The organism is Pseudomonas sp. FSL L8-0168 (assembly GCF_037976155.1).
GTDB lineage: Bacteria > Pseudomonadota > Gammaproteobacteria > Pseudomonadales > Pseudomonadaceae > Aquipseudomonas > Aquipseudomonas paracarnis.
On the sequence record NZ_CP150262.1, the window covers coordinates 2,457,134 to 2,472,949 of the forward strand.

The 15,816-nt window shown below is 60.5% G+C and carries 16 protein-coding genes; 5 read left to right on the plus strand and 11 right to left on the minus strand.

Annotated features, from left to right (window positions below):
* Positions 1-58: 58 nt before the first annotated feature.
* The 4 genes from MHH62_RS10725 to hmgA form a co-directional block, all read right to left on the minus strand.
* A complete protein-coding gene (locus MHH62_RS10725; RefSeq protein ID WP_339232933.1) occupies positions 59-1,411 on the minus strand; it encodes an aromatic acid/H+ symport family MFS transporter in 1,353 nt (450 codons plus the stop codon).
* 253 nt (positions 1,412-1,664) lie between these two features.
* A complete protein-coding gene (maiA, locus tag MHH62_RS10730; protein ID WP_020301220.1) occupies positions 1,665-2,300 on the minus strand; it encodes a maleylacetoacetate isomerase in 636 nt (211 codons plus the stop codon).
* A 12-nt stretch (positions 2,301-2,312) separates the two neighbouring features.
* A complete protein-coding gene (fahA, locus tag MHH62_RS10735) occupies positions 2,313-3,599 on the minus strand; it encodes a fumarylacetoacetase (protein WP_102666716.1) in 1,287 nt (428 codons plus the stop codon).
* Positions 3,600-3,602: 3 nt separating this feature from the next.
* Positions 3,603-4,886, minus strand: coding sequence for a homogentisate 1,2-dioxygenase (hmgA, locus tag MHH62_RS10740; RefSeq protein ID WP_020301221.1), 1,284 nt, complete (start codon positions 4,884-4,886; stop codon positions 3,603-3,605).
* A gap of 120 nt (positions 4,887-5,006) precedes the next feature.
* On the opposite strand from hmgA, the gene MHH62_RS10745 reads away from it, so the two are divergent.
* A complete protein-coding gene (locus tag MHH62_RS10745; protein ID WP_014717042.1) occupies positions 5,007-5,786 on the plus strand; it encodes an IclR family transcriptional regulator in 780 nt (259 codons plus the stop codon).
* Position 5,787: 1 nt separating this feature from the next.
* Here MHH62_RS10745 and dacB read toward each other — a convergent pair whose 3' ends face one another.
* From dacB to MHH62_RS10780, 7 genes are all read right to left on the minus strand, one after another.
* The gene (dacB, locus tag MHH62_RS10750) at positions 5,788-7,245 is read right to left on the minus strand and encodes a D-alanyl-D-alanine carboxypeptidase/D-alanyl-D-alanine-endopeptidase (protein WP_020301222.1); all 1,458 of its coding nucleotides are present in this window, start codon (positions 7,243-7,245) and stop codon (positions 5,788-5,790) included.
* Positions 7,246-7,414: 169 nt separating this feature from the next.
* Positions 7,415-9,829 carry a TonB-dependent receptor gene (locus MHH62_RS10755; RefSeq protein ID WP_038449008.1) on the minus strand — a complete coding sequence of 805 codons (2,415 nt, stop codon included), beginning with the start codon at positions 9,827-9,829 and terminating at the stop codon, positions 7,415-7,417.
* Between the two features lie 127 nt (positions 9,830-9,956).
* Positions 9,957-10,238, minus strand: coding sequence for a GIY-YIG nuclease family protein (locus MHH62_RS10760; RefSeq protein WP_102666713.1), 282 nt, complete (start codon positions 10,236-10,238; stop codon positions 9,957-9,959).
* A 37-nt stretch (positions 10,239-10,275) separates the two neighbouring features.
* Positions 10,276-10,746: a nuclear transport factor 2 family protein gene (locus MHH62_RS10765; protein WP_020301224.1), complete on the minus strand. Its 471-nt coding sequence runs from the start codon at positions 10,744-10,746 to the stop codon at positions 10,276-10,278.
* A 99-nt stretch (positions 10,747-10,845) separates the two neighbouring features.
* Entirely contained in the window at positions 10,846-11,490 is a 645-nt protein-coding gene (locus MHH62_RS10770; protein ID WP_014717037.1) for a DUF1120 domain-containing protein, read from the minus strand.
* A gap of 232 nt (positions 11,491-11,722) precedes the next feature.
* Positions 11,723-12,358, minus strand: coding sequence for a response regulator transcription factor (locus tag MHH62_RS10775; protein WP_014717036.1), 636 nt, complete (start codon positions 12,356-12,358; stop codon positions 11,723-11,725).
* A gap of 199 nt (positions 12,359-12,557) precedes the next feature.
* Positions 12,558-13,376, minus strand: coding sequence for a response regulator (locus tag MHH62_RS10780; protein ID WP_020301226.1), 819 nt, complete (start codon positions 13,374-13,376; stop codon positions 12,558-12,560).
* A 389-nt stretch (positions 13,377-13,765) separates the two neighbouring features.
* Between MHH62_RS10780 and MHH62_RS10785 the strand changes: the two genes are divergently transcribed.
* The 4 genes from MHH62_RS10785 to MHH62_RS10800 are packed head-to-tail and all read left to right on the plus strand — an operon-like array spanning position 13,766 to position 15,815.
* Entirely contained in the window at positions 13,766-14,386 is a 621-nt protein-coding gene (locus MHH62_RS10785; protein WP_019817638.1) for a DUF1120 domain-containing protein, read from the plus strand.
* 13 nt (positions 14,387-14,399) lie between these two features.
* Positions 14,400-14,522 carry a hypothetical protein gene (locus tag MHH62_RS10790; protein WP_268938955.1) on the plus strand — a complete coding sequence of 41 codons (123 nt, stop codon included), beginning with the start codon at positions 14,400-14,402 and terminating at the stop codon, positions 14,520-14,522.
* Between the two features lie 45 nt (positions 14,523-14,567).
* Complete coding sequence (locus tag MHH62_RS10795; protein WP_032903332.1) at positions 14,568-15,182, plus strand: DUF1120 domain-containing protein; 615 nt, start codon at positions 14,568-14,570, stop codon at positions 15,180-15,182.
* A 12-nt stretch (positions 15,183-15,194) separates the two neighbouring features.
* Positions 15,195-15,815, plus strand: a complete 621-nt coding sequence (locus MHH62_RS10800) for a DUF1120 domain-containing protein (RefSeq protein ID WP_019817636.1) — start codon at positions 15,195-15,197, stop codon at positions 15,813-15,815.
* The last annotated feature ends 1 nt before the right edge of the window (position 15,816 follow it).

Genomic DNA, 15,816 nt, shown 5'->3' on the forward strand with positions numbered 1-15,816 from the left:
CCGCGTTAAACCAGGATGCCCGCGTTATCGTTGACGTGCTTCGCGAGCAAGCTCGCTCCTACAGTGAGGGTTTGAGAACGTCGCTGTGCAGCGTGTTAGCTCCCGGCGCCCGCACTTGAATAATCAACAACGCCGCAATCACCGCCGGAATCGCGCAGAAGAAGAAAATCTGCTCGACCGGTATATGCATCGCCAGCAGCAGGCTGCCAAACAGCGGCCCCAGAATCGACCCGAACCGCCCCACCCCCAACGCCCAGCCCGTACCGGTGGCGCGCACGTGCGCCGGGTAGAAGTTGCTCGCAAAGGCATTGAGGGTCAGTTGCCCGCCGATGATGCAGAACCCGGCAGCAAACACGCACGCCACTAGGTAGCGTGGGTTGTCGTGGTTCAAGCCCAGCAGGATGGTGCACAACGCTGCCGCCGCCAGCACGCCGGACAGCAACCGCACTTTGCTTTTCAGGCGGTCGGCAAACCAGGCCATGAGAATGGCGCCCAAGGTGCCGGCGAACAGGAACATGGAGGTGACCAGGTTGGCTTCGTTCAACGCCAGGCCGCTTTCGAGCAATAGCGACGGCAACCAACTGATCATGAAATACAGCAGGATCAGGCTGACAAAAAAGGTCGCCCAGATCAGCAGCGTCGGGCGCGCGTAGCCGTTGCGAAACAGCTCCACTACCGTCAGTTTGCTGCCTTGCTCCTTCAAGTTTTCCGCTTCGGTCGCGGGCGGTGGCTGCCAGTCGGGCAGCATCCGCGCCGTGACTCTGCGCAAACGCAGATAGGGCGGCGCATCGCGCAACAGGCGCGGCAAGGATTCGGGCAACAGCCACACCAGGAACGGGAACAGCAGCAACGGCGTCACACCGCCGGCCAGGAACACCGCCTGCCAGCCAAAGCTGTCGATAAACCCCGCCGCCACGAAGCCACCCGCCGCGCCGCCGAACGAAAAGCCGCACGCAGCCAGGGTCACCATCAAGGTACGCAGGCGTGGCGGCGAATATTCGGACATCAACGCCATGGCACTGGGCATCGCACCGCCCATGCCGATCCCGCAGATAAACCGCGCCGCCATCAACGTGGTCAGGGAGTTGGCAAACACCATCAACACCGTGAGGCTGGCGTAGATCAGCACACACGCCAGCAGGATACGTCGCACGCCAAACCGATCCGCCAGCGGCGTCACCAACAGCGAGCCGAGGGTGAGGCCCAGCAGGTTGGCGCTGAACACGGGGCCAAACGCGGATTTTTCCAGGCCCCAGTCCTGAGCCAGCGCCGGCACTACATAGCCCAATACCTGGGCGTCGTAGCCATCGGTGACCAGTAGCAGTGCCAGCAGCAGGAGAATCAACCATTGGTAGCGCGACACCGGACGGGCGTCGAGTGCCGCGCGAAAGCTGGCAATCTGATTGTGCATCGCAAGGTACCTTTATTTTTTATTAGGTTGGCGCGATCAAATGTGGGAGGGGTTTACCCCAATGCCAGTCAGTTAAGCGCGAATCCCCTGTGGGAGCGGGCTTGCCCGCGAAGGCGGTGTGACAGTCACAGCATCTGCCACTGCACTAACGCTTTCGCAGGCAAGCCAGCTCCCACATTTGATCTTCATGGCTGTGAGCATTGCGCTCGCTTGACTGAACGGCATTGGGGCTTTCCCCCCTCCCACAGGGGGCCTAGGGTGTGTCAGGCTGACTGGCGGGGTGAGCCTGCACGAAGGCCGGATGTTGGGCCGCCAATGCCGCCACCCGCCCAATGCGTGGGTACGCCGCCAAGGGCACCTTGAAACGCTCGGCCGCGTACAGCTGTGGAATTAGAAACGCATCGGCCAAGCCCGGCTGCTCGCCAAAGCAAAACCCGGTGTCGCCAATCAACTGCTCCACCGCGCCCAGGCCCTGGCTGATCCAGTGTCCGATCCACTCCAGCAATTGCGCCTCATCGTGCCCCCATTTACGCAGCAAGTTCTGGGTACTGGAGTTATGCAACGGGTGGATATCACAGGCGATGATCGACGCCACCGCCCGCTCATGAGCGCGCGCTACCAGATCTTTGGAGAGCAACGGCACCTGGGGATAACGCTCCTCCAGGTACTCAATGATCGCCTGTGACTGGATCAGCAACGCCCCTTCATCAGTACGCAGTGCCGGCACCCGCCCTTGGGGGTTGATCGCCAGGTAGTCAGGCTGGCGGTTGGCGCCGCCTGCCGGCACCAGCAGGTTGACCGGCAGCGCGGTGAAATCCAGGCCTTTGAGGGCCAGGGCAATACGTACTCGATACGACGCGGTAGAACGGTAGTAAGTATAGAGTTCCATGGCCCTGCCCTCTCAGCGCGCCGCGACCACGGTACCGCGGCATTCGCCGAAGCCGATGGAGGCAAAACCCTCGCGGCTGCAACGGGCACGCAGAATGATTTCGTCGCCATCCTCGAGGAATTTGCGCACCTCGCCGGAAGCCAGTTCAATCGGCTTTTTACCGCCTTCGGTAATCTCCAACAGGCTGCCAAACTGCCCCGGCTGCGGGCCAGACAACGTGCCCGAACCAAACAGGTCGCCGGCCTGCAACTGGCAGCCATTGACGCTGTGGTGCGCCACCATTTGCGCCACGGTCCAGTACATATGCTCGGTGTTGCTCAGGGTCAGGCGATGGGCGGGCAGGTTTTGCTCACGCATCGAGGCCGTGGTGAGCAGCACTTCCAGTTCGATATCAAAGGCGCCCGCGTTCTGATCACGCTTATCCAACAGGTAAGGCAGCGGTTGCGGATCACCTTCAGGGCGCGGCGGCTGGGCTTTGCGGAAGGGCTCCAGGGCTTCGGCAGTCACCACCCACGGCGAGATGCTGGTGATAAAGCTTTTCGACAAGAACGGCCCCAGCGGCTGGTACTCCCAGGCCTGGATATCCCGCGCCGACCAGTCGTTGAGCAGGCAGAAACCGGCGATATGCTCGGCGGCATCGCCAATGGCAATCGCATCGCCCATGGCATTGCCCTGGCCGATCCAGATGCCCAGCTCCAACTCATAGTCCAGGCGCGCGCAGGGGCCAAAGGTCGGTTCGGACTGGCCGGCCGGCAGGGTCTGGCCTTTAGGGCGTCGCACCTCTGTACCCGAGGGACGAATGGTCGATGCACGGCCGTGGTAACCAATCGGCACGTATTTGTAGTTCGGCAACAGCGGGTTATCGGGGCGGAACAACTTGCCGACGTTTTGCGCGTGCTCGATGCCGACGTAGAAGTCGGTGTAGTCATTGATCTTGGCCGGCAGGTGCATCTGGCAATCGGCGGCACGGTGCAGCACGTGCGCTTCGCGGTTTTGCAGCTCGCTGCCTTCGGCCAGTAGTTCCAGCAGGCGCTCGCGCAGGGCAACGCGAGGGCCACGGCCCAGTTCGAAAAACGCGTTCAACTGCCCGCCCGCAGTGGCTTCGACGGCGCGTCGGGCTTCGCCCTCAAACGCGTCCAGTGCGGCATGCAGGTCGAGAATCGCATCGCCAATCGCCACGCCACTGCGCGGTGCCGAGCCGTTGATACTGAACACGCCCAGGGGCAGGTTTTGCAGGGGGAAATCCGCGTGACCGTTGGCCGAGGCCACCCAGCTGCGGGTCTGCGTTGGTTGAGTCATGGGTTATCTCCGGTTCGGGTTGAAGGTGGCGGGCAGCGCGGCCCAGCACGCGTCATACGCAGGTTGCAGTTGTGGGCACTCCAGGGCGAACTGGGTCGGGCGCAGCACTTGGCTGGTCTCGAACATGAACGCCATGGTGTTATCGATCTTGTGCGGCGCAAGGTCCGCGTTGATGGCCTTGGTGCAGGTCTCGCCATCCGGGCCGTGGGCGCTCATGCAACTGTGCAGCGATGCGCCGCCCGGCAGGAAGCCTTCGGCCTTGGCGTCGTAGGCGCCCTGGATCAGGCCCATGTATTCGTTCATCAGGTTGCGATGGAACCACGGCGGCCGGAAGGTGTTCTCGGCCACCATCCAGCGCGGCGGGAAGATCACGAAGTCGAGGTTGGCCAGGCCATGCACGCTGGTGGGCGAGGTCAGCACGGTGAAGATCGACGGGTCCGGATGATCGAAACTCACCGTGCCAATGGTGTTGAAGCGACGCAGGTCGTATTTGTACGGCACATTGTTGCCGTGCCAGGCGACCACGTTGAGCGGTGAATGGTCCAGCTCGCAGGCCCACAGTTCGCCGAGGAACTTCTGTACCAGCGTAGTCGGTTGCTTGAGGTCTTCGTAGCGGGCCACCGGCGTAAGAAAGTCGCGGGGGTTGGCCAGGCCGTTGCTGCCAATCGGCCCCAGGTCAGGCAGACGCAGCGGGGCGCCGTGGTTCTCGGCGACGTAACCGCGTGCTTGCGCATCCAGCAGCTCGATACGGAACTTGAGACCACGGGGCAGCACGACAATTTCCAGCGGCTCGACATCCAGCACGCCCAGTTCGGTGGCGATGCGCAGGCGGCCCTGCTCGGGGACGATCAGCAGTTCGCCGTCGGCATTGAAGAACACGCGCTCCATGGAGCGGTTGGCGCGGTAATTATAGATGCTGATGCCCGCTGGTTTTTCCGCCCCCGAATTGGCGACCATGCCCACCAGGCCGTCGATAAAGTCCGTCGGCTCACTCGGGATATCCAACGGGTTCCAACGCAAGCGATTCGGCGTGACCGCGCCCAACGGGCCACCGGCCAATTGCCGCGCAAGCTTGACGAATGCCGGGTGGTTGGCCGACGGCTGGATGCGGTACAGCCAGGTGCGACGGGCTTCGCTGCGGGCCATGGTGAAGGCGGTGCCGGAAAACAGTTCGGTGTAGAGGCCGTAAGGGGCTTTCTGCGGCGAGTTCTGGCCAACCGGCAGCGCGCCGGGCAAGGCTTCGCTGGCGAATTCATTGCCGAAGCCCGACAGGTATTCGAGGTTCATGGATCGTCCTCTGAGGGTCAGTTGTATTTATCGTAATCCAGTTACGCATAACGTAATTTGATCACTATCGACCGTCAAGCTATAAAGACGCCCATTCATCTCTCGGATTCTCGCCCTTCCATGGAAAAGCCTCGCGACACCGGTAAACAGAAAGTCCGCTCGGCGGAAGTCGGCACCGATATCCTCAAGGCCCTGGCCGAACTATCCCCGGCCACCTCGTTGTCACGCCTGGCCGAACATGTGCAGATGCCGGCGAGCAAGGTGCACCGCTATTTGCAGGCCCTGATCGCGTCGGGTTTTGCCGAACAGAACGCAGCCACCAACCATTACGGCCTGGGCCGAGAGGCATTGCGAGTGGGGCTGGCGGCGCTGGGCAGCATGGATGTGTTGAAAGTCGGCGCCATGCCCCTGGCAGAGCTGCGCGATGAATTGAATGAAACCTGCTTTCTGGCGGTGTGGGGCAACCAGGGCGCGACCGTGGTACAGATCGAGCCGGCAGTGCGCGCCGTTACCGTGGTGACGCAACTGGGCTCAGTGTTGCCGCTGCTCAGCTCTTCCACCGGGCTGGTGTTCAGCGCTTATCTGCCGTCACGGGAAACTGTAGAACTGCGCGAACGCGAGGTTCAGGCCGGCACCGCCCACAGCTTGGCGGACGATCAGGCCTATGCCAGCGTGTGCGAGCAAATCCGCCGCCGTGGCCTGCACTTTGTGCATGGCTTGCTGATGCCCGGCGTGGATGCATTGTCGGCGCCGGTGTTCAATGCGGTCGGGCACGTGGCGGCGGTGATGACCGTGGTCGGCCCAACCTCGCTGTTCCATGCCGATGAAGATGGCCCGGCGGCGCAGCACTTGCTGGCGGCGACCCGGGCCGTGAGTTGGCGCATGGGCTATCAGCCCTGAATCACTCGTCGCTGCGCGCCAGCGCCACTGCCACGTGATCCTCGAGCGCCTTGACCTGGGCGCCGGCCACCACGTAGTTGTTGGTCAGCATCGAAAACACCAGCTTGCGCCCGCCGGCGTCGGTGATGTAACCACTCAATGACGACACGCCGCCCATGGAGCCGGTCTTGGCGTGCAGGTTGTTTTGCGCCTGCGTGTCGCGCAGACGATAGCGCAGGCTGCCGCCGGTCATGCGGTCGGTGTTGCCGGCAATCGGCAGCGCGTTGTACCAGGCGTCGAACCACGGCTGTTTGCTGGCGGCCAGCAACAGGTCGGTGAGGGTTTGCGACGACACCAGGTTGCGCCGTGACAGGCCGGAGCCGTCGACCTGGTTGAACGTGGCGGTGTCCAGCCCCTGACGCTTGAGGAACCCGGCCACCGCCACGGCGCCCGCTGCTGCCGTGCCGCTATTGGCGGTGTGGTGCCCCATGGCCTTGAGCAAGGCTTCGGACATGTTGTTGTTCGAAAGCTTGAGCAACGGCGTGATCAAATCCTGTAACGGCGCCGATTGGTGCTCGGCCAGCACCGTTACCGCCGTCGGGCTTGCCCCGCCCATCACCCGACGCCCCAGTACGGTGATGCCCTGTTGCGCCAAGGCTTGTTCAAACAGATTCGCGACCAGTTGCGTTGGCTCCCAGACGCTGACCAATTGCTGGCTCTGCTTTCCCGGCGCCACTGCGCCACTGAGTTGCAACAGGTTGGTGCCATGGCGACGGTTGATCCCATAACTGTTGCCCGGACCGCTCATGGCACGGTTGCTCAGTTGCAGGTAATCAGTAGGCGGGAAAATATCGACACTCACCGGGGTGCCGGCCCGTAACGGCGCCTTGGCCGTGACCAGCACACTGCCTGCATCAAAGTCCGCATTGGGTGCCACAGTCAGCGCCGAAATCTGCGCGCCGTAGTAGGTGGTTTCATCGTCATGGGACCAATCCACCCCCAATCGCTCAGCATCGAACCAGGTGTCGTCGAACACCAGATCGCCCTGTACCTGGCGTACGCCCTGGCTGGCCAACTGCGCGGCCAGCGCCTGGTAGTCGGCAAACTGAATGCTCGGGTCGCCCAGGCCACGCAGGTACAGGTTGCCGGTCAGGCGGTCGCCCTGGCGTATGCCGTTGCTCAGCAGTTGGGTGGCGAAGCGGTATTGCGGCCCCAGCACATCCATGGCCGCCGCCGTGGTCAACAACTTGAGGTTGGACGCGGGCACCAACCGGGTGCGTGGGTTGTGCTGATACAGCGTGGAGCCCGTGCGGGCGTCACGTACCATCAGCGAGACCGTAGCACCTTGCAGCGCCGGATCGCTCAGCAGTTTATCCAGGGTTGCCGGCGTGGAAGTTTGGGAGACGCTGGCGCAGCCGCCCAGTAAAAAACTCAAACCGACCAGCAGGGTGCCGGTGCGTAACCATTTTCCAAAGTACATCAGTCGCGTTTTCCATAAGCATGCAATGGCGGCAACGCTAACAGCTCGCTATCAATGTGGCGACCGCTTTCCTGTGGGAGCTGGCTTGCCTGCGATGCAGACAACTCGGTGTATCAGGCAAACCCGGTCGATGCCATCGCAGGCAAGCCAGCTCCCACAGATAAATGAATCAGAAGGTCAAGGTGCTGGACACCGACACCTGCCGCGCATCGCCCATGGACACAAACTGCGTATTCACCGAGGACGTGTAGTAGGTACGGTCGAACAGGTTCTTCACATTGAGCTGGAACTTGACCTTCTGCCCCTCAAGCTTGGTGTCGTAGCTGGCGAACACATCGGCCACGGTGTAGCTGGGCAGTTCGAAACTGTTGGCCGCGTCCCCTGCCCGCTCGCCGACATAACGCGCCCCGGCGCCGACGCGCAGTTGATCACCGCCCAGGATGCTGCCGAAGTCATACACCGCCGACAACGAGCCGGTGCTTTTTGCCACATTCTGCAGGCGATTGCCTTTGAGCTTGGGGTCTTCGGTGACCTCGGCATCGGTGTAGGCATAGCTGCCGATCAGGCTCCACTTATCCGTCAGCTGGCCGCTGGCATCCAACTCCAGGCCGCGAGAGCGCACTTTGCCGGCCACGCTGTACTCCGAGGTCAGGCCCTCGCCTACCTGCACCAACACGTTGCGTTTATCGATGGTGAACAGCGCCGCACTGGCAGTGATGCGCCCCGGCAGGTCGAACTTGGTACCCAATTCCCAGGCCTTGGATTCTTCCGGCTGCAAACTGCCGTTCAACACGGTTTTATTGGCCAGTGGCGCGATGGTGGAGTTGGGCTTGAACGACTCGGTATAGCTGCCATAAAACGACAGTTCATCGCTATAGCGATACACCAGCCCAGCCCGCGGCACCCACTTCTGGCCATTGCCGTCGGTGTTGGCGGTGAACGGCACGCCTTTGCCGGCGTATTGGTCGTACATCTGGTAACGCGCACCGCCGACCAGAATCCATTGCTCGTTGAGGTGGATGGCATCCTGGAAGAACAACGAATCGCTGCGCAGCAGATCGGTCTGGTTGCTGTCCGGCGCGCTGACTTTGGAACCGGCGACTTCGTTGCCGTACACCGGGTTGTTGTAATCGAAGCTGCCTCGCGGTGCCTGGCGGATCAGGTCGGCGCGGTAGATCTTGCGGTATTCATCGTCCAGGCCAAATACCAGATCGTGCTGCATACCCGCAACATCGACCTTGCCTTCGAGGCTGGCGGTGGCGAAGCGGTCGGTGGTCAGTGCGCCCTGAGTGCCGTCCATGCTGCGGGTCAGGGTGCCGTTGGGGTTGACCTTGACCACGCGCACCTGGCTGGCGTCGTAGGTTTCGCGGTTCCAGCTGTAGCCGAAGTGGGCTTTCCAGTCGTCGTTGAGATCATGATCGACAGTCAAGCGGTACAGATCGGAGCGGCCTTCCATGTTGTTGAAAGGCTCATCCAGACGGCGGGTGGCGGGGATGTTCAACGGATGGTTGGTCTTGGGATCGATGGCGGTGCCCCGGTCGAACGGCGCGAGAAATTCGCGATGCTCATAGGCTAGCACCACTTGGGTGGTGTCGCCGTACCAGGCCAGGGACGGCGCCACCAGGGTCTCGCGGTGGGTGCCGTAGTTGCGCCAGTAGTCTTCGTCTTCATGGTCGACGATCAGGCGATAGGCCAAGCCACTGTCACCGAGGGGGCCGGTGGTATCGAGGTTGCCGCCGCTGCCATTCTTGCCGCTGCCGAAGGTAGAGCCGCGCGCTGTCAGGGAGGTGGACTGCACCCGTTCAGGCTTTTTGCTGACGATATTGACCACACCGCCCGGGTCCTGGATGCCATACAACAGCGATGACGGGCCCTTGAGCACTTCGACACGCTCGGCGGTAGCGTTCAACGCCCGGCCCTGCACCACTGGCATACCGTCCTTCATGATCGAGCCATTACGGTTGTCGCCGAAGCCGCGCAACATCACCGCATCCTGAGTGCTGCCCAGGGTATTGGACTGAGTGATGCCGCTGATATTGCCCAGCGCATCATCCAGGTTGCGCGGTTGTTGGTCGCGCAGCACTTGAGCCGGGACTACGTTGACGGTCTGCGGGGCTTCCAGCAGCAACCCATGGGAGCGCATCACCGAACTGGTCGGCGGCGGTTGGTAGCTGGTGCTGTCCTGAGCGAGGTTGGTGCCGCTGATGGTAGTAGCGCCGAGGTTGACCGCGCCATCGGTAGGCACCGGCTCCAGCGCCAGGGTTCGGGCGTCGATCTGGCGGAAGGTGAAGCCGGACTGGCTCAACAGACGTTGCAGCGCCTGGCTTGCAGTCATCGGCCCGCTGACCGCCGGGGCATTGAGGCCGTAGGGCGCTTCATCGGTGTAGATCACGCTGATACCGGTGATCCGGCTGAACTCGCTCAGCGCCTGAGGCAATGGCTTGGCCGCCAGGGCAAACTTGAATTGAGTGCTTTGCTGCTCCTGCGCCTGGGCAATGCCAAGCGGCAACAACGCCAGCCCCGATACCGCTAATGCCGAGGCTCCCAGCCACTGTTTGATCCAACCGCCCGCCGTCGACTTCATGCTGTGAGAATCCGTGTAAAAAACGCTGTTAATGCGAATTGATCGCAGTTTCAAGCATTACACGGATGGGCCGAGTGTTTACCTCACCTTTTTTATGCAAATAACTTTTTTAGCCGCCCTCGCGTACTCAGGAGGCGTTGGTGGGGGAGCCACTTGCCGCCAGGCACTCCTTGGCGCTCTTTTTCAACTTCTTGATCAAGCGTTCCTGACGCAACGCTTCGCCTTTGCTCGCGCATTGCTCGGTATACACCAGCGCCACCGCAGGGCTGGAGAGGAAAAAACGCGCCCCCTTACCGCTCTGGTGCTTGGCAAACCGGCGCAAAGGATCGTTGCTGATGCCGCAATACAACGAACCATTGGCGGCGCGCACCAAATAGACAAACCAGGGTTTTGGCTCAAGAGTATTCACAAGTTGATTCGGTTAACGCAAGGGAGCGCCCAGTCTATCAACGCCCGCTCTGAAATACCTTCAGGCCTTTATTGGCCTGCGCGCGCACGGCGTTTTTCACCAGCGGCGTCCACCCCAGCAACAGGCCCTTGGCACCCAAGGCCTGGCGCGACCAACGCCACAGGTCAAAATGGTCGTGATGCTCGCAGATCTTGCCGTCGCGAAACACGAACCGCGCCTGGATATCGTTGACCACCGTATTGCCCGTCGCACTGAACAGATACGTCGCCACCCAGTGGGCACTGCCACCCGTGTCATCGCTGCGCACTTGATCGAACACCAGGGAAAAGTCCTTGGCTCGCGTGGTGAGCATGCGCCACATGTCGCCGGCATCCCGACCGCGCAATTCGCCAAATGCCGGGTCGCTGAACAGCACATCGTCGGTGTAGCAGGCCGCCATGGCTTCGGCATCCAGCCGCTGGAAAGCGCTATAGAACTGGGTGATCAGGGCGTTGTGGGCATCACTCATGGGCAGGTTCCGCACAATGAACAGGGGGCTGAACAATAGTCCGCGTTACAGCAGAAAGCTATGGCTTTACCCGTAAGGAATGCGTGATGCCCCACAGCGTTAAAGGTAGACGACGTCGAGCGTAGCGCTACCGTCTATGTAAACTTCCTCGGCAATCGGCAAATCCCTCTTGCCCGTCAGGGTCGTGGCAACGCCCACTTGCGCACTGAATCTGGTCATTGGAAAAGGCGCACTACTGCTGTCGTGGGCGGTACGCATCCAGCCTGGCTGCCACGTCGAACGGTCGGGTGCATTCACCCAGGTATTACCAGTCGGGGACTCGATTAAACCAACAGGGTTATCGTCGGCGGTAGCGTTAGACGTTGACAGTTCGTACCAACCGATTTTCTTCCCGGCGCTGGTCAGGCCCAGACCAAAACGTGAAAGGTCTTGCGGCTGAGTTGGATACGTGGGAATTGCAGTGCCCGGGCGATTATCCGTGCTCTTGACGGCCATCAGCACCGGCGCATCACAGGCCACCTCGAGCTGCAGCGTGGCCTTTGGAAGTACTTTATAGCCAAACTCCGGGAAGTCCTGAATCGAGATTTTGCCATGGTCCACGACCCCATCACCGGACAATGTGGGTGTACAGGCGGAGGGCGTGATCACACCGACGACACTGAGGTCCACACTGGAGGCGGCCATTGCATTGGAAACACCGGCCAGCACAAACGCGGCGGTAATAAGTACACGAGAGGGATGCATATAAGCGCTCACTTGCGGTCGTTCAACTACACAGGACAAAAGGCACCTGCACGTGCGCCATCAACCTGCATGTTCGACTCATCTAATAGACTAGGGATTTGGGGACGGCCATCGCACATATTGCAAAGGCACCGTGGCTACTTTAAAGACCGCCTCTTTCAAACCCCATACAACTAATACGAATTGAAAAAAACACCGGTTAGTTTCAGCCTCGTCATAAAACTGTAACTTTCTAAGGCACCATTCCCGCATCTCGGGCGTAAGCAAACAAGTCAACGTCGGTAGAAATACTCAACCGTTGCATGGCGGTGCTTTTCTGCTTGCTGATAGTTGAAATACTGCGATTGACCTGTGCTGCGATCTGGCTGACGGTCATGCCGCTGGCCAGCATCCGCACCACCTCGCGTTCCTTGCCCGACAACTGCGGCTCTTGGGATTGATCGCCCGTTCCCGCCTCAACCAGTTGCACTCGCAGGCATTCGCTGGCAAAGGTCTGCCCGGCGCACACCGCCTTTATGGCCAGGGGCAACTCCCTGGCCGAAGCGCTTTTGGCGACAACCGCCTTGGCACCATGAGCGAAAGACGCGCGCAAGGTGGCGACGTTGGCGAACATGGTCACCAGAATCACCGGCAACTTCGGATACTGGCGATGCAGCAGCCCCAACAAACCATAACCGTCAGCGTGCTGGCCGCCCGGCATGGCGAAGTCCGTGACGAGCACATCGCACGGGGTGGTGCTCAATACCCCAAGCAACTGATCAGGACCGTCGGCCTCACCCACCACTTTGCACTTGCCATTCGCCTCAATCACGACTTTCTGCCCGACTCGGACAATAGGATGATCGTCAGCAATAATTACTCGAAGCATAGATACCCACGCATGATGGCAACTTGGACCCGCGCAAAATACCTCCGCCAGCGCCCATCAACAACTGCTAACAAAGAGCTGCTTGCAGCCGCGCCCAATATTCAGTAGTGGGTATTTTTTGGACTACAACACAATAGGAAAGTACCTACAACCAAAACTAGGCAGTCAGCAGCACTTACAACCCCGGCGGGTTCTTGCTTCAAATGCTGGACAGGTACTCAAGACAGACACACAAGCGTGTCTGGAACACGTCCAAATCCCTGCTGTGTGCTGCAACTCCATCGGTCTGCACTTGCTTGATCAACTGTGTAGCGGTGATTTCAAGGTCGCAACTCCCCAAAAACACCAGGCTGCCAACCAAGCGATGGAGGCGCTCCGCAGCCAGTGGCGCATTCAGTGTCGCGCAGGCATGACGCAAGACACGGTGGTCCTCCCATGCTTCGATCAACAGGTTTTCGAGCAGCGAGTCAACAATCAGGTCGCTGCCAAACGTCGCAACCAGCGTGGCACGTGTTGGCCAAACGGCGCACGGCAATGTGTCCTGCCGGTCGGGTTGGCCAGCATCACCGCCTGGCAACCAGCGCACCAACAGGGCATGCAGTTGTTCCAGGGTCAGCGGTTTGAGCAGCCAGGCATCCATTCCGGCGTCAAGACATCGCTGAGGGCTGTCGTTCTGCAGGTTGGCGGTCAAAGCAATGATCGGTACCCGTTTCAAACCGTGGTCGCGCTCATGCTGGCGAATGGCACGGACCATACTGTAGCCATCCATGAACGGCATCTGGCAATCGCTGATCACCAAGTCAAAGGGCCGGCTGGTGAACGCGACCAGGCCCATGAACCCGTCGGCGACCAGCTCGTGCCCCAGCCCCAGCTTCTGTAACAGCCATCCCAACAACAGGCGGTAGGCGGAGTGATCCTCTACGACCAGGATATTCAACTGTTGCCAATGACGCGGTACGGCAACAGGCGGCTTGAGTGTCTGGCTCGCTCCTGCGGTTGAACCTGAAAGCGAACCCATCAGTACCTCTTCGTGACTATTGATCCGGCGGCAATCCGCAGCACTGGTGCAATAGCCAAAAAGGCCTATTCGGCAGCAACGATCGCCACATCCATTTGAATGTTATCGACCTGAAACAAATAACCTTTTGAGCAATTAAAAGCCGATACAACAACTACGAAAAAATCCACTGGCTCATGGCCGCCGCGCATCAGGCCAATGTCGTATTAGTTGTATTTCCAACGTGCCACCCCCTGGCTAAATTGGGCCCACCCCAAAAGAGGGACGGTTTGCCACTCGGCAGCCGCGAAAAAATCGAGAGCGCCACTCGGCAAACCGCCCGTCCATGTCGGGTCGGACGCTGCCCTGCACGCGCCTCCATCTGCCAGCCTGCAATGGAAAAAATTGAAATGAAGATCCGTATATCTCTGCTGAGCAGCGCCCTGCTGCTGGCAATGACTTCGTCTGCGTTCGCTGCCAGCAGCGTGGACCTGACCGTCAAAGGGGTGATCACCCCCAGCGCCTGCACCCCCAACCTGCCAGGCGACATTGATTACGGAAAAATCGCAGCAAAGGATCTGAGCCCCGACAGCCATACCTGGCTTGAGCATCGGACACTGAAACTGAGCGTCAACTGCGATGCGGCGACGCTGTTCGCCATCCGCACCGTCGACAATCGGGCCGGCTCGTCAACCATCGGCACCTTTGGCCTGGGCTTGACCGACGAAAACGAAAAGCTCGGTGGGTTTGAGCTGTCGCTGCTCAGTCATACCTCTGAGACGCCCTCCACAGCATTGATCCAGTACCCCTGGAGCCCGACATGGACTGTGCTTTACCCGGATGACGGGGTCACCCCCAACACATTGGTAGGTTTTGGCGGTCGCAGTGATAGCGGTTGGGCCCCGCAACCACTTCAGGACGTGGTCATGGACATCTCCGTACGTGGCGCCATTGCACCTACCAATACCCTGACACTGGACAGCGAGGTGGCAATGGACGGTTCCGCGACCTTCGAAGTCAACTATCTGTAAGGGGGCTTCTTCGATGAAGCTCTGCCTAGCCCTACTCGGCAGCGTCCTGTCGCTGGCGGCGAGCGCCCGCCTATTGGCCGCCAGCACTGTGGATAAGCGTCCAGGCCCGGGCACTGTAGAACGCTTGTATCTGTAACTCCCTCTAGAAGATTCAAACCACCCCCAGGAGATCCATTCGACCATGAAGGTACTCACGTTCAGCCTGACAGGCGTGTTGCTGCTCTGCCCGCCAGCATTCGCCAACAGCAACACCGAGTTGCTGGTCCAAGGCGTCATCACCCCCAGCGCCTGCGCCCCGGTGGTCTCCGGCGGTGGCATTGTCGACTTCGGCAAGGTGTCGGTCAAAGACCTCAATACCCACACCTATACCGATTTGCCCAGGGAAACCATGCTCTTGAGCGTGCGTTGCGACGGGCCGACTTTTTTTACCCTCAACACCATCGATAACCGCCCGGGTACGGCTGCCAGCCACTTCAGCTGGCACGGCCTGGGCACCACGGCCAACGATGAAAAAGTCGGCGACGCCGGGCTTGGCCTCTATAACCCGGTGGCCGACAACGTATCGGTGCGCACCATCACTTCAAGGGATGGCGGCACGACCTGGATGCCCTCCGTGATGCTCAGTCACACCTTGCTGACGGCGGTCGCCAACAACGACGACGTGACCCCCATTGCGATCCAGGAACTGGACGCCGAGATACGCCTGATCACCCACATTGCACCCGCCAACGACCTGACGCTTACCGACGAAGTCCCCATCGACGGTCACGCCACTGTGCAAGTCAATTACCTCTAAGGAGCCCGCACCATGAAAACCCGCTTGACCACCCTGGCCGCCAGCCTGTTGCTGCTCAACTCGGCCGCCACCTTCGCCGCGTCCACCGTTGACCTGACCGTCAAAGGCCTGATCGTGCCCAGTGCCTGTACACCGAGCCTGTCCGGTGGTGGCGTGATCGACCACGGCAAGATTTCCGCCAAGGACCTGAACCCGGACAAAAATACGGTCATCGGCAACAACACACTGAGCATGGCGGTCAATTGCGACGCGCCGATCCAGTTTGCTCTGCACTCGATCGATAACCGCGCAGCGTCCGGCAGCTCGATACGTTACGGTCTTGGATTTATCAATGAGACCCAGGTGCTTGGCGGGTACATCCTGACGTTCGCCAACCCGGTTGCCGAAGGTGGCGTCGTGGTGCAGCCGATTGCGTCGGGCGACCAAGGTAATACCTGGTACAGGGAAAAGTTCTGGGACCCAGGCCTGTACATGTCAGTCGCCGCGATGGATGACGACACCCAGCCACTGGCGGTCAAGGACCTGAGCCTCGACCTGGAAGTGCAAACCATCATTAATCGCGCCGATGGCCTGGACCTGAGCAATGAGGTCACCATCGACGGCTCCGCCACCCTTGAAGTGAAGTACCTTTAAC

Bases quoted from the DNA above. Each gene is read 5' to 3' on its own strand.
- MHH62_RS10725 (WP_339232933.1), bottom strand. From the start codon at position 1,411: ATGCACAATCAGATTGCCAGCTTTCGCGCGGCACTCGACGCCCGTCCG.
- maiA (WP_020301220.1), bottom strand. From the start codon at position 2,300: ATGGAACTCTATACTTACTACCGTTCTACCGCGTCGTATCGAGTACGT.
- fahA (WP_102666716.1), bottom strand. From the start codon at position 3,599: ATGACTCAACCAACGCAGACCCGCAGCTGGGTGGCCTCGGCCAACGGT.
- hmgA (WP_020301221.1), bottom strand. From the start codon at position 4,886: ATGAACCTCGAATACCTGTCGGGCTTCGGCAATGAATTCGCCAGCGAA.
- MHH62_RS10745 (WP_014717042.1), top strand. From the start codon at position 5,007: ATGGAAAAGCCTCGCGACACCGGTAAACAGAAAGTCCGCTCGGCGGAA.
- dacB (WP_020301222.1), bottom strand. From the start codon at position 7,245: ATGTACTTTGGAAAATGGTTACGCACCGGCACCCTGCTGGTCGGTTTG.
- MHH62_RS10755 (WP_038449008.1), bottom strand. From the start codon at position 9,829: ATGAAGTCGACGGCGGGCGGTTGGATCAAACAGTGGCTGGGAGCCTCG.
- MHH62_RS10765 (WP_020301224.1), bottom strand. From the start codon at position 10,746: ATGAGTGATGCCCACAACGCCCTGATCACCCAGTTCTATAGCGCTTTC.
- MHH62_RS10770 (WP_014717037.1), bottom strand. From the start codon at position 11,490: ATGCATCCCTCTCGTGTACTTATTACCGCCGCGTTTGTGCTGGCCGGT.
- MHH62_RS10775 (WP_014717036.1), bottom strand. From the start codon at position 12,358: ATGCTTCGAGTAATTATTGCTGACGATCATCCTATTGTCCGAGTCGGG.
- MHH62_RS10780 (WP_020301226.1), bottom strand. From the start codon at position 13,376: ATGGGTTCGCTTTCAGGTTCAACCGCAGGAGCGAGCCAGACACTCAAG.
- MHH62_RS10785 (WP_019817638.1), top strand. From the start codon at position 13,766: ATGAAGATCCGTATATCTCTGCTGAGCAGCGCCCTGCTGCTGGCAATG.
- MHH62_RS10790 (WP_268938955.1), top strand. From the start codon at position 14,400: ATGAAGCTCTGCCTAGCCCTACTCGGCAGCGTCCTGTCGCTGGCGGCG.
- MHH62_RS10795 (WP_032903332.1), top strand. From the start codon at position 14,568: ATGAAGGTACTCACGTTCAGCCTGACAGGCGTGTTGCTGCTCTGCCCG.
- MHH62_RS10800 (WP_019817636.1), top strand. From the start codon at position 15,195: ATGAAAACCCGCTTGACCACCCTGGCCGCCAGCCTGTTGCTGCTCAAC.